This window comes from Bacillus sp. C-3-6 (assembly GCF_054509685.1).
Genome location: NZ_CM137247.1, coordinates 2,371,858 through 2,384,875, shown reverse-complemented (window position 1 = coordinate 2,384,875; position 13,018 = coordinate 2,371,858). Strand labels below are relative to the sequence as shown.

Genomic DNA, 13,018 nt, shown 5'->3' with positions numbered 1-13,018 from the left:
AACTTTTTATACGGCTTATTTTAAGTGTGCTAGCATTCTAGGCTAGATGATCATGACTGCAAAAAAACTTCAAGTTCTCGTTTATATAAATCAGATCACGCTTTCACTTTTTGAATCGATTGATAATCTTTAAATTGCGGTTCTCTATCTTCTTATCCTTGAAGAGCACTAATCCAACTATACTCTACATCTACAATATGAAATCATGTTTTTAACATACCCCCAGTTTGCAAAGTAAATCTTCCTCTGAAAGTTGTTCACACCACTTAAACCAATCATCTCTTACTTGCCAATTATATTGAAATAAAGTGTACACATTTATCTCTCCCTTAATTTAATTATCTACCTAACAGCATCTGTTATACATTTAACCATTGACAATCACTTCTCTTCGGCCAAGTTCCTCGACAGCGTGATTAATTATTTCACTTACAGATAAAGAACCATCTAATATGATATCTGAATTCGGCTTAACAGTATGAATTGCCTCTAAATAAGCTTTTCTCGCATATGTCATGTAATGTTCCAAATCATTATGTATTTCATCTATTGTACCTTCCTTAAAATCTCGCAAAATCCTTCTAGCCATCGCAATATCTAAAGGCGTATCAATAAATATAGTTACATCAATGAATTTTCGCATCTCACTATTTAAGTATGCAAAAGGATAATCTACAATAATATAGTCTAAGGTATTATTTTGTATAAGTTGCTCAATATCATGAATTAATGGTGTTAATACCCACTCGTCGTAATTCGCCCCATCATCAATCCATTTACAAATATCAGCAGGAGAGTTATCAAATGTATAACTATCAAAATATAGAGCTTTTGAGTTTTTAAACTTATGCTTTAATCTTTCTGTAATTGTAGTTTTACCTCCCCCCGAAACAGCTGCAATTGAAATTATTTTTATTTTATTATCCACTATACCCACCAAGCCCCTTTGTTAACATAATATAATTATAAATTACTATCGTTGCTACCTCTTCCATTCATATTCTAACATACTCATTTCCCATAAATTCCAATACGTTTCTCCTACTCTTTTTGACTCTCTTAATAAGCCTTCTTTTACAAACCCTATTTTTTCGTAACATGAAATGGCCGATGTATTAAAATCATACACACCAAGAGTTACTCTATGTAGTTTTAATTCGTCAAAAGCAATATGAAGTACTGCTTTCATTATATGTTTCCCTATAGAACGTCCTCTCATCTTCGTATTACCAACTAATACTTTTCCAATTCTAGCGGACTTATTAATATTATCTATTTGCCCAAGCGAAATATGACCAATAACGTCTGAAGTCTCTTCATCTACCACTTTGAAAGCGAGTGTATTTGCACTTTCTATATACTTCTCTAATTGCTGTTCGTCTAAAGGAAATGTGAATGCATTTCCTGACCATTGTATTAGAAATTCTTCGGAATTAATCCAATTTATTAATTGTTTAAAATCAGATTTCTTAAAGCTTTCTAGTTTAATCACTTCCTTGCTCCTTTCGTACATCATGCTTTATAACCTCAAACTTATTTCTATATAAAGAATATATTCTCCTTTTATATAAAATTAAAATAAAGCCATTCATGTGAATGGCTTTACAAAAAAACAGCATAATTATGCTTTGTTTGCTACATCAATACCATTAAAATCAAAGTCAGCAGTAACCGTTGTAACCGGTGGGAAAATTGCTTCAATTTTGCAAATGGAAATAATTACTCCAACCGATCCAGGAATAGCCGCAAGCCTAACTACATCACAACTTACAGACGAAACAGTACCTACATAAGTACGTCCCTCTGTATTAATTTGAACTGTTCGATTAATTAATTTCTTAAGTTCATCTCTAATTCCTTGTACACAAGAATTATCACATTTCTCATGCTGTTCTTTTTTACACTCTTCGAATACTTCCCAACAATCATCTTGTTTACATGTACACTTCTTTTTACAATTATTAAATCGAGAACCCAATACCTCACCCCCTAATCCTTTCTATTAGTAAAGTATGTCCACTAGCTTAAAAGGGTACGAGGCAAACACATAAAAAGAAAAAAACAAACAATTGTACCAAACTTTCTTTTCATTATTCATTATAAAAACAGACTTCTCCTAATTAAAAGCTTTTTAATGAGCGGCCGTGAATTTAGTCCTACTCCATTTAATGTTTAGACACCACTTTCTAAAACAAACCTTTTTTCTTTTAAATAAGACGCCCCTTAAAAACACACTAGATTTTCCCATTAACTCACATATACATAGACTTTATTTGTGGATTTGCCATTTTTCATTGTGAAATATACATTTAAAAAGCGTACTCGAAAATAAGATATTATTTGTAATCAGAACATTTTCTTCAACAAGTGTTTATTGAAAAATACCATAACTAGTAGTAGTTCTCTCCACTTTCTCTTAAAAATTAGCATAGTTTGTATGAATTCTATATCGAGTAGAAGACACTCTATCATATAAAGATAAAATAGTAGGTTAATAAACAAGCCATTTTTTTATTAAAACATAGAATAATATGAACACTATTGAAAGGAGGTAGAAATAAATGTCCTGGAAAAATGATTGCTGGAGTTCTCAGAAAAAGCATTGTTGTGATGATTGGTGGAAATCTAAAGAAAAGCATCATTGTGATGATAATTGGAGTTCTCAGAAAAAGCATTGTAATGATGATTGGTGGAAATCTAAAGAAAAGTGTCATTGTGATGACGATTGGAGTTCTCAGGAAAAACATTGTAATGATGATTGGTGGAAATCTAAAGAAAAGTGTCATCGTGATGATGATTGGAGTTCTAAACGAAATAAGTGTCGTTGTAAATGTTTCTTTATTTGTTGCCATTGTAAAAGAAAAAATTGGTAATATTTTTAATGTCAACGTAAAGGAAAGAATATGTCTTTTGGAACCGATAAATACTAGAATGTATTATACAAAAAGCTGACTGAATATAGTCAGCTTTTTATCAATGAACACGTAAAGATTTCAACAGACATATGTATTTACTGATTAGGTGGGCTATTAAGAAAAAACAAGCTAACTCTTATAAATCGATTTTTAATTACTTCACGTACGTATAAAGCTTTAGATGCCCTCATTAATTCAGACGAATTCACCAGTATTTTCACCAAAAAATTCATGGAATCTTTAATTAGTCGAGTACTTTCATTGCCTTCAGAAACCCGAGAGACAAGCGGGGTTTCTTTTATTTAAATAAAGATTTTGTTTAAACTTTACAAAACTCACCTATATTAAAATATCTTCTAAAATCCTTATTGAACATTTATAATACTATTAAACGGTTTAAATTCGACAATCAGTAATGGAGGCATTTTAATGGGAAACATCCCAAAAGTATCATCACACCAATCAAATCCTAATATACCCTCACAGCAAGTGAATCCTAATACCCAACAAGGTAGTATTAAAAAAACAAGACGCCGTATTATAACTACTTTGGCTTTTATATTACCTATAATTTTTGTCCTTCAATATTCTCTGAATAACCAACAAGAAATGATTAAAGAAAAACAAATCACACTTAATACGGAACAACAAAAATTATCTTCTGTAAAGAAGGATGGTCATTCCCTTAACAAGGATGTCAAGGCTTTAACAAGTAGTGAAGAAGAAATTTTAAAATTCGCAAGGAAACTGTATGGATTTTCCAAACCGAATGAAACTATATTTCAAATAACTGAATAAAATTACACGGCATTACCTAAAAGGCGATTTGAAGATAATCGCCTTTTTATATTTAATTTCTAAAGGAATCATACTAATCTCTCTTTCTATCATATAACTACTTTGTTTAATTTGTTAAAATAAAACCGCTTGTCCGTTTCACTTTGCTCTATCATTACATTTACTATTAGTAATACGATTTTTAGAGGTGATAAATAATGGACGAGTTTTTATCTTTTGCTGCACTTAATCCGGGTTCTATTGGACCTACACTTCCACCTGTTCAACCTTTTCAATTCCCTACCGGTCCCACCGGTTCTACAGGAGCTTACTGGATTAACCGGATCAACTGGACCGACTGGGCCAACCGGATCGACCGGATCAACCGGATCAACTGGATCAACTGGATCAACTGGACCAACCGGATCAACTGGACCAACTGGACCAACTGGACCAACTGGACCAACTGGACCAACTGGACCAACTGGACCAACTGGACCAACTGGACCAACTGGACCAACTGGATTTAATCTTCCTGCTGGACCTGCATCTATTACCTTGACTTCTAACGAAACCACAGCATGTGTATCCACTCAAGGAAATAATACTTTATTTTTTTCGGGTCAAGTATTAGTAAACGGTATTCCTACTCCAGGGGTAGTGGTCAGTTTTTCGTTTAGTAACCCATCTCTTGCTTTCATGGTTCCTCTTGCTGTCATTACCAATGCCTCAGGTAACTTTACCGCTGTATTTCTAGCCGCTAATGGGCCTGGAACAGTAACCGTTACTGCTTCACTTCTTGATTCTCCTGGAACAATGGCTAGCGTCATTATTACCATTGTGAATTGTCCGTAAAGATTTTATTTTTAAGAACTAAGCAATTTCTAATAAAAAGAGCACTGATTTTATAGTGCTCTTTTTTTATCATTTGGATGTGCCTTTCAAATTAAATTTTGTAACAATCTATTAAAATAACGCTTTTATTGAATTTCATCCTTAACAAAATTTAATTACTCTAATGAATAAAGATGCTACAGTATCGTATTTTAATAAAAATTATAAAACAGACATACTTAACACTAATAGTAAAATTTTTCTTCTTCATCAAATTCACTTCTTTTCTTTTTATAAACATAAAAAAGGAGCTCTATTTATATAGAACTCCTTGCTAACTTTATAATTTACTAGACTGTAACCCCTGAATAAACGGAACTACTTCAGGATTTACAAGCGATGATAAATCACCTAATTCTTTTCCTAAGTAAGCTGCTTTAATAACACGGCGCATTACTTTAGAATTACGTGTTTTCGGTAAATCTTCTACAACGTGGATGTCTTTAGGACACAACGCTTTTCCAATATGAGAGTTTACTAAACTCATTAATTCTTTCTTTAATTCTCCTGTGAATGTTACATGATCTCTTAACACTACAAAACAATGACAAACTTCACCTTTTACTTCGTCAGGTACACCAATTGCAGCAGCTTCGATTACATCATTATGTTTCACAAGAATAGATTCATATTCAGCAGGTCCAATACGTTTACCTGCAATATTTAACGTATCGTCTGAACGCCCTGTGATGATATATTGTTCACCATCGTAAATGACCCAGTCACCGTGGACCCATTTATTTTCAAAACGCGACCAATATGTGTTCACGTAACGTTCATCATCTTCCCAGAAGCTTTTCGTCATACCTACCCAAGGTTTCTCTAAGCATAATTCTCCGACTTCATCTCGAATTGGTTTACCTTGATCATCCAGCACGACAGCTGCCATTCCTGGTAAAGATGCGTTAAAACTAATCGGTGCGATTGGCTTAATAAGAACATTACCGAAAATCCCACCAGAGATTTCAGTTCCACCTGAGTAGTTACAGATTGGAACATTTCCTTTTCCAACTGTTTCAAACAGCCACATCCATGGATCAGGATTCCAAGGTTCTCCTGTTGATGCGAATACTTCCAAACTCTTTAAAGAATGTTTATTGACATACTCATCACCTTTTGCCATTAATGCTCGGATTAACGTTGGCGAAATACCTAGATGAGTAATTTCATATTTATCAACTGTCTCCCATAACCGGTCTGCTTCTGGGAAGTCTGGAACACCTTCGTACATAACCATCGTTGCTCCATTAATGAGTGAACCGAATAATAGAAACGGCCCCATCATCCAGCCCATATCAGTTACCCATAATACACGATCACCTTGTTTAATATTCATTCCAAATCCTGCATCAAAAGCTGCTTTCAAAGGAAATCCTGCATGCGTGTGTACTGTTCCTTTCGGCTTACCAGTCGTCCCTGATGTATAAATGAGCATTAATGGATCATCACTTTGCATTTCCTCGGCATGTATGAATGGTTTTTCTTTTTCTAGCGTACTCCACGAAAAGTCATAGTTATGTGGTGTAAAATCATTTCCTGCATGACGAACGATAACAACTTTTTCAACAGTTGGGCAATGTTCACAAGCTTTATCTACTTCATCTTTTAAAGAAACAATTTTACCGCGGCGTGAAAATCCATCTGCAGTAATAATCATTTTTGAACCCGCCGCTTGCACACGTGTCATAACTGCATCAGACGCAAAGCCTGAGAATATTGGTGAAATAATTGCTCCAATTTTCATTACAGCTAGCATCGCAACAACTGTTTCTGGAATCATCGGCATATAAATTGTTACACGGTCACCTTTTTCAATACCCGCGTGTTTCAAACCATTGGCAACACGGCTTACCCAGTTATCAAGCTCTTCATATGTAAATGATTTTGAAGTTCCATTTTCTCCTTCGTACTGAAGTGCTGGCTGTATTCTTGTCTCTTCATCCGCAAGCCAGCGGGATAAAGCTGATTCTACAACGTTACATGTTCCGCCATTATACCACTGTGCAAACGGTGTACCATTTTCTAAATCTAACACTTCTGTATAAGGTTTCATCCATTGATAGCCAACTGCTTTTTCTGCCTCTCCCCAAAGCCAAGCTGTTTCCTCAATAGATTTATTATAAAAAGTTTCATAGTCTTCATATCCCAATGATTTCATCCAACTATATAAACGTGTTTTTTCCTTGTACTCTTCTGTTGGAAACCAAACTGCTTGTTTCAATATTTTCCCCTCCTTAACTTTTTGAGCAAGAAAGCCCTAAATAGGGCTTTTAAACTGGATATACAGGATGTTTACGATCCGTGAATACTTGATATTTACTCATATACATTTCGAAACGTCCTTTTAACTCTTCACGTAAATTGTTTGGATGAACAATACCATCAATCACCATCTCTGATGCTAAGTGGTATATATCAATATCTTTCTTATACTCTTCACGTTTTTCAGCAATAAAGCTAGCACGCTCTTCTTCTGGTAAAGCTGCAATTTTATTTGCATATACAGCATTGACCGCAGCTTCTGGACCCATTACCGCAATAGAGGCTGTCGGTAATGCCAGGCAGCAATCTGGTTCAAATGCTGGACCTGCCATCGCATATAAACCAGCACCATATGCTTTACGAACAACGATAGAAATCTTCGGTACAGTTGCTTCACTCATTGCAGAAATCATTTTTGCACCGTGGCGAATAATACCAGCACGCTCTACTTTTGTACCGATCATAAATCCTGGTACATCCGCAAGGAATAATAATGGAATATGATATGCGTCGCATAAATTAATAAACTTAGCAGCTTTATCAGCTGAATCATGGAATAATACGCCGCCCTTCATACGCGGCTGATTTGCAATAATACCAACTGGCTTACCATCAATACGTGCTAAGCCTGTAATTAGCTCTTGAGCAAATAATTTTTTTACTTCATAGAATGAACCTTCATCAATAACTCTATTAATGAGATCTTTCATATTGAAAGGAGCATTTTGATTTTCTGGAATGATTTGTTCTAACGTTTTATCGAATTGTTTCGGTTCTTGAGGTGTAACCAATGGAGTCTTTTCTAAGTAGTTATTTGGAAAATATGAAATGTATTGTCTTGCTTGTGTAATCGCATCTTCTTCTGTCTTACATAAAACATCTCCGCATCCTGATACAGAGCAATGCATACGAGCTCCGCCCATCTCTTCTAAAGTTACCTTCTCACCGATAACCATCTCAGCCATACGAGGAGATCCTAAATACATAGATGCATTTCCTTCTACCATCATTACAACGTCGCAAAAGGCTGGAATATAGGCACCACCAGCTGCAGAAGGTCCAAATAATAAGCATACTTGAGGAACTTTACCTGATAATTTCACTTGATTATAGAAGATTCTTCCTGCACCACGGCGCCCTGGGAACATTTCTACTTGATCTGTAATACGTGCTCCAGCAGAGTCGACTAAATAAAATAACGGAACACGTAGTTTTTCAGCTGTTTCTTGAATACGTAAAATCTTTTCAACTGTGCGTGATCCCCACGATCCAGCTTTTACAGTAGAATCATTGGCCATTACACATGCAGTACGACCATGTATTTTACCCGTTGCCGTTACAACGCCGTCCGCAGGTAAGCCTGTTTGTTCACAGTTAGCAAATAATGCATCTTCTACATATTCGCCATTATCAAATAGAAGCGCTAAACGATCTCGAACAAATAATTTTCCTTTTGCTTTATTTTGTTCATGATATTTTGGTGCGCCGCCTTGTTTAATCGTTTCAACTCGTTCTTCAAATGTATTTGATTGTTGTTTTTGATCTAACATATTTACTCCCCCTTATACGTTGGTGTGCGTTTTTCCTTGAATGCTTGTAATCCTTCTAATCTATCTTTCGTATGGATTACACCCTCATACGCTTGTTTTTCCATTTGTAATCCGGTATGTAAATCAACTTGAATACCGTTTGAAATCGCTTCTTTTGCTAATCGAACAGCAATAGGTCCATTACTAGCAATTTTCTCTGCTATTTCAATCGCTTTCTCTTCAAGTAAATTAGCTGGTACAACAAATTCTACTAAACCATATTCTTTTGCTTCATGCGCTGAAATACGTCTACCTGTATAAATTAATTCTTTCGCTCTACCAACACCAATTAATCTCGGTAAGCGCTGTGTACCACCCGCTCCTGGTATAATTGCAAGTGTCGTTTCAGTAAGACCAAGACTTGCAGATTCAGCAGCAATTCTAAAATCACAAGCTAAACTTAATTCCGTACCACCACCAAGTGCGATTCCATTTATAGCAGCAATAACTGGCTGTGGTAATTGTTCAACCATCTCCATAGTAGTGCGAATCATACTAACAGCATGGCGAACTTGTTCTTCATTCATATCGGCACGCTCTTTTAAATCTGCACCAGCACAAAATGCTTTTTCACCAGCACCAGTCAAAATAACTACACGCACGTTTGAATCTTCACTTATTTGAGTTAATATAGTTTGTAATTCATCTAATAATGCTAAAGATAATGAGTTTGCTTGTCTTTCACGATATAACGAAATCTTTACAACGTGAGGTGTTACATAATCAACTGAAATGTTTTGTAATTGTAGCATCTTCTCACCTACTTATCGTTTTATGTTGAAGCGCTCTATACACATGACTCGGTAATTGGATATTTAATTTACTTTGAATAAATTGACTTGCTCTCAATAACTTCTCTTCATCAATATTCGTTTGGACTCCTAACTTATGGAGCATATGTACTAGGTCATCAGTAGCAACATTACCTGATGCTCCTGGTGCATAAGGGCAGCCCCCGAGTCCACCACAAGAACTATCAAACGTTGTAATACCGTATTCTAATGATTTAACTACATTCGCTAGAGCCATTCCATACGTATTATGAAAATGCATTGCAAACTGCAAAGCATCATACTTCTTTAATAGATATTCTAATACTTGTTCTACTTGTAATGGATTCGCTACACCGATTGTATCCCCAAGAGAAACTTCATAAATGCCGTATGAAAATAGTTGATTACATAATTCGTCAACTGCTGTAACACTTATATCCCCTTCATAAGGACATCCAAATACAGTAGAAACATAGCCTCTTACCTTTTTCCCTTCGAATAATGCCTGTTTTGTTATATCTTCAATTACAACTAATGCTTCTTTAATCGATTTATTAATATTACTTTTATTATGAGATTCACTTGCTGATAAAAAAACATTCACCTCATCTACATTTTGCAAAAAAGCTCGTTCCAAACCATTTTGATTCGGAACAAGCGCAGCATATGTAACATTTGGATCCCTTTTCAGCTCAGAAAATACATCATTTGCATCTGCTAATGCAGGGACCCATTTTGGGTGAACGAATGAGGAAACTTCAACATACGACAATCCTGCTTCTGTAAGTAGTTGAATCCATTTTACTTTATCTTTTGTGCCAACAATCTTTTTTTCATTTTGTAAGCCATCACGTGGCCCGACTTCTTTAATGACAGCAAAATTAGGTAGTTTCAATTCGCTTCCCCCTATATCTCCCTATTCAATTTCTAATAATACATCTCCTTCATTTACAAAATCGCCTTCTTGCACATTAATTTTCATAACTGTGCCAGCTTCTTCTGAAATGATTGGAATTTCCATTTTCATAGATTCCAAAATGACGACATCCTGCTCTTCCTCTACTGTATCTCCTACTCCTACAACAATCTTCCAAACGTTTCCTGCCATCGATGCGTATACTTTCGTCATCATTTTTTCCCCCTTAATATTGTTAAATCTTATTTTTTAACGAGTTGTTTCGTTACAAAACCCGTTGTATAAATACCCTCTTTGAACACTTCGTCTTCCAAAACTTGCAGTAGCATTGGCGTGTTCGTTTTAATACCTTCTACTTTTAATTCTTCTAGAGCATCATGTAATTTCGAAATTGCTTCTTCACGAGTCTCGCCATGTGCAATGACTTTCGCAATCATTGGATCATAGAAAGGTGTAATCGTTACATGATTTTCTAAGAAGTGATCAATCCGTACATTTGACGGTAATGTTAAATCTGTAATTTTCCCAGGTGATGGGAAGAATGTTTTCGGATCCTCTGCATAAATACGAGCTTCAATGGCATGACCACTACGTTTTACATCATCCTGAGTAAATGATAGTTTCTCTCCACTTGCGATAAGGAGTTGCTGTTCTACAAGGTCTAATCCCGTAATTTCTTCTGTCACTGGATGCTCTACTTGTAATCTCGTATTCATCTCTAAGAAATAGAAGTTCTTCTGATCATCTACAAGAAACTCAACTGTACCTGCATTTGTATAGCCAAGTGCTTTGGCAGCTTGTACAGCAACTTCTCCCATCGCCTTTCGTGTACCTTCATCTAAAAATGGTGAAGGTGCTTCTTCGATTACTTTTTGATTTCGGCGCTGTACCGAACATTCACGCTCCCATAAATACACTGTGTTACCATGTGTATCTGCTAAAAGCTGAATTTCAATATGATGCGCATCTGCTATATATCGCTCTAAATACATTTCTCCGTTACCAAAGAAGTTTTGCGCTCTTGTTTTATTACTTTCAAACGCTTTGGTGAGCGTTTGCTCAGTTTCCATCAACTGCATACCAATGCCTCCGCCGCCTGCGGATGCCTTAAGCATTAAGGGATAACCAATTTGTTTTGCAATTTCAATTGCTTCTTCAGCAGTTTCAATATTTGTAGTAATACCTGGGACTACTGGGACATCTGCTGCTTGCATTGCGATACGTGATTCGATTTTACTTCCCATCTTCGTAATGATTTCTTCTGAAGGACCGATGAATACGATTCCTTCTTCTTTGCAACGAACCGGAAAAGACGGATTCTCTGATAATAAACCATAACCCGGATGAATCGCTTCTGCATTTGTCTTCTTAGCTATTTCAATAATTTTTTCAAGGTTTAAATAACTTTCTTGAACACGCGGTCCACCTACTAAGTAAGCTTCATTTGCCATCTTCACATGAAGGGCATTTTCATCTGCTTCAGAATAAATAGCAACAGTGCGTATGCCAAGTTTTTGACAAGTTTTCATAATACGAACAGCAATTTCCCCGCGATTCGCAATTAATATTTTTTGAAACATAGTGATTCCTCCCTTTTATCTACATCCTAAATGTCTAGCAATTACGAGACGTTGAATTTCAGAAGTTCCTTCACCAATTTCTAATAGTTTCGCATCACGAATATGTCGTTCAACTTCATATTCACGCATATAACCATATCCACCATGAATCTGTACTGCTTGATTCGCAATACGGCTTGCTGCTTCCGATGCAAATAGTTTTGCCATTGCCGCTTCTTTGCCGAAAGGTTTATCGTTATCTTTTAACCAAGCTGCTTTATGTACTAAATTGCGTGCTAGCTCTACTTCAGTCGCCATATCAGCTAATTTAAATTGAATCGCTTGGAAATTAGAGATTGACTTTCCAAATTGTTGACGTTCTTTCGCATATTGTAATGCACGTTCAAAGGCTGATTGCGCAATGCCAACTGCCAATGCAGCGATTGAAATACGCCCTCCATCAAGTGTATATAAAAATTGTTTAAAGCCTTTATTTACATCACCAAGAATATTTTCTTTCGGTACACGAACACCATCAAGTACGATTTCACAAGTATTAGAAGCGCGAACACCCATCTTATCGTAAGGACTTGAAATCGTTAATCCTTCACTCGTAGTAGGCACGATAAATGCAGAAATACGTTTTCTACCATTCTCTTCAATACCGTTGACAGCGGTTACAATAATTGTATTTGCATACTCTGCGTTTGTAATCCAACACTTCTCACCACTGATTACATACTCATCACCATCTAATACCGCTTTCGTTTGAGTGCCACCTGCATCAGATCCAGCATTCGGCTCCGTTAATCCGAAGGCACCTAATGTTTTACCTGACGCCATTGGAACTAAATACTTTTGTTTTTGTTCTTCTGTACCGAAATAATAAATTGGAGAAGCACCTAATGAAATTGTTGCAGCATAGCTTAAACCGGTGCCACCACAAGCGCGACCAATTTCTTCAACTGCTAACGCATACGATACCGTATCGCCACCTGAACCTCCATACTCTTCTGGGAATGGGATGCCTAATAATCCTAGTTCGCCCATTTTTTGAAATGTTTCATATGGAAACTCTGCAGTTTTGTCATAATATACAGCTTTCGGTGCGATTTCCTTTTCAGCAAAGTCACGTACCATTTCTTTAATCATTTGTTTTTCGCGAGTTAGAGTAAATTCCATTCCGCTACACACCCCTTATCGAATATTGAGTTTCGACAGCGTGCGAGTTTCTACTACAAACATAACAACTTAAAAGACAAGAATATTAGTTAGACAATTGCTACAATTCTGTCATAACTTAATTTTAAAACAGATTCTGTACTAATGCACA

At 36.0% G+C, this 13,018-nt stretch carries 13 protein-coding genes and 3 pseudogenes; 3 read left to right on the top strand and 13 right to left on the bottom strand.

Annotated features, from left to right (window positions below):
• Window positions 1–98 precede the first annotated feature (98 nt).
• The 4 genes and pseudogenes from ACW0JX_RS12155 to ACW0JX_RS12140 all read right to left on the bottom strand — a co-directional run.
• Window positions 99–316: pseudogene (locus tag ACW0JX_RS12155) on the bottom strand (DinB family protein); the annotation flags it as partial.
• Window positions 317–367: 51 nt separating this feature from the next.
• Window positions 368–937, bottom strand: a complete 570-nt coding sequence (locus ACW0JX_RS12150) for a hypothetical protein (protein ID WP_459245711.1) — start codon at window positions 935–937, stop codon at window positions 368–370.
• A gap of 45 nt (window positions 938–982) precedes the next feature.
• Complete coding sequence (locus ACW0JX_RS12145) at window positions 983–1,516, bottom strand: GNAT family N-acetyltransferase (RefSeq protein ID WP_459245710.1); 534 nt, start codon at window positions 1,514–1,516, stop codon at window positions 983–985.
• Window positions 1,517–1,621: 105 nt separating this feature from the next.
• The gene (locus tag ACW0JX_RS12140; RefSeq protein WP_000535577.1) at window positions 1,622–1,978 is read right to left on the bottom strand and encodes a hypothetical protein; all 357 of its coding nucleotides are present in this window, start codon (window positions 1,976–1,978) and stop codon (window positions 1,622–1,624) included.
• A 563-nt stretch (window positions 1,979–2,541) separates the two neighbouring features.
• Between ACW0JX_RS12140 and ACW0JX_RS12135 the strand changes: the two genes are divergently transcribed.
• The 3 genes and pseudogenes from ACW0JX_RS12135 to ACW0JX_RS12125 all read left to right on the top strand — a co-directional run.
• Entirely contained in the window at window positions 2,542–2,952 is a 411-nt protein-coding gene (locus ACW0JX_RS12135; RefSeq protein WP_175056335.1) for a hypothetical protein, read from the top strand.
• Window positions 2,953–3,344: 392 nt separating this feature from the next.
• Window positions 3,345–3,713, top strand: coding sequence for an FtsB family cell division protein (locus tag ACW0JX_RS12130; RefSeq protein ID WP_000526886.1), 369 nt, complete (start codon window positions 3,345–3,347; stop codon window positions 3,711–3,713).
• Between the two features lie 197 nt (window positions 3,714–3,910).
• A pseudogene (locus ACW0JX_RS12125) lies at window positions 3,911–3,967 on the top strand (exosporium leader peptide-containing protein); the annotation flags it as partial.
• A 66-nt stretch (window positions 3,968–4,033) separates the two neighbouring features.
• Here ACW0JX_RS12125 and ACW0JX_RS12120 read toward each other — a convergent pair.
• The 9 genes and pseudogenes from ACW0JX_RS12120 to ACW0JX_RS12080 all read right to left on the bottom strand — a co-directional run.
• A pseudogene (locus ACW0JX_RS12120) lies at window positions 4,034–4,270 on the bottom strand (hypothetical protein); the annotation flags it as partial.
• 45 nt (window positions 4,271–4,315) lie between these two features.
• Window positions 4,316–4,531, bottom strand: coding sequence for a hypothetical protein (locus tag ACW0JX_RS12115; RefSeq protein WP_000236250.1), 216 nt, complete (start codon window positions 4,529–4,531; stop codon window positions 4,316–4,318).
• Between the two features lie 335 nt (window positions 4,532–4,866).
• The gene (locus ACW0JX_RS12110) at window positions 4,867–6,807 is read right to left on the bottom strand and encodes an AMP-binding protein (protein ID WP_071730016.1); all 1,941 of its coding nucleotides are present in this window, start codon (window positions 6,805–6,807) and stop codon (window positions 4,867–4,869) included.
• A gap of 49 nt (window positions 6,808–6,856) precedes the next feature.
• The gene (locus ACW0JX_RS12105; protein WP_000886755.1) at window positions 6,857–8,398 is read right to left on the bottom strand and encodes an acyl-CoA carboxylase subunit beta; all 1,542 of its coding nucleotides are present in this window, start codon (window positions 8,396–8,398) and stop codon (window positions 6,857–6,859) included.
• 2 nt (window positions 8,399–8,400) lie between these two features.
• Window positions 8,401–9,189 carry an enoyl-CoA hydratase gene (locus ACW0JX_RS12100; RefSeq protein ID WP_089171049.1) on the bottom strand — a complete coding sequence of 263 codons (789 nt, stop codon included), beginning with the start codon at window positions 9,187–9,189 and terminating at the stop codon, window positions 8,401–8,403.
• Window positions 9,190–9,193: 4 nt separating this feature from the next.
• On the bottom strand, window positions 9,194–10,105 hold the full coding sequence (gene mvaB, locus ACW0JX_RS12095) for a hydroxymethylglutaryl-CoA lyase (RefSeq protein ID WP_459245709.1): 912 nt from the start codon (window positions 10,103–10,105) through the stop codon (window positions 9,194–9,196).
• Between the two features lie 21 nt (window positions 10,106–10,126).
• Window positions 10,127–10,342, bottom strand: a complete 216-nt coding sequence (locus ACW0JX_RS12090) for an acetyl-CoA carboxylase biotin carboxyl carrier protein subunit (RefSeq protein WP_001987345.1) — start codon at window positions 10,340–10,342, stop codon at window positions 10,127–10,129.
• 26 nt (window positions 10,343–10,368) lie between these two features.
• Window positions 10,369–11,706, bottom strand: a complete 1,338-nt coding sequence (locus ACW0JX_RS12085) for an acetyl-CoA carboxylase biotin carboxylase subunit (protein ID WP_000486742.1) — start codon at window positions 11,704–11,706, stop codon at window positions 10,369–10,371.
• A 15-nt stretch (window positions 11,707–11,721) separates the two neighbouring features.
• Window positions 11,722–12,867, bottom strand: coding sequence for an acyl-CoA dehydrogenase (locus ACW0JX_RS12080; RefSeq protein WP_000397279.1), 1,146 nt, complete (start codon window positions 12,865–12,867; stop codon window positions 11,722–11,724).
• Window positions 12,868–13,018: the final 151 nt, after the last annotated feature.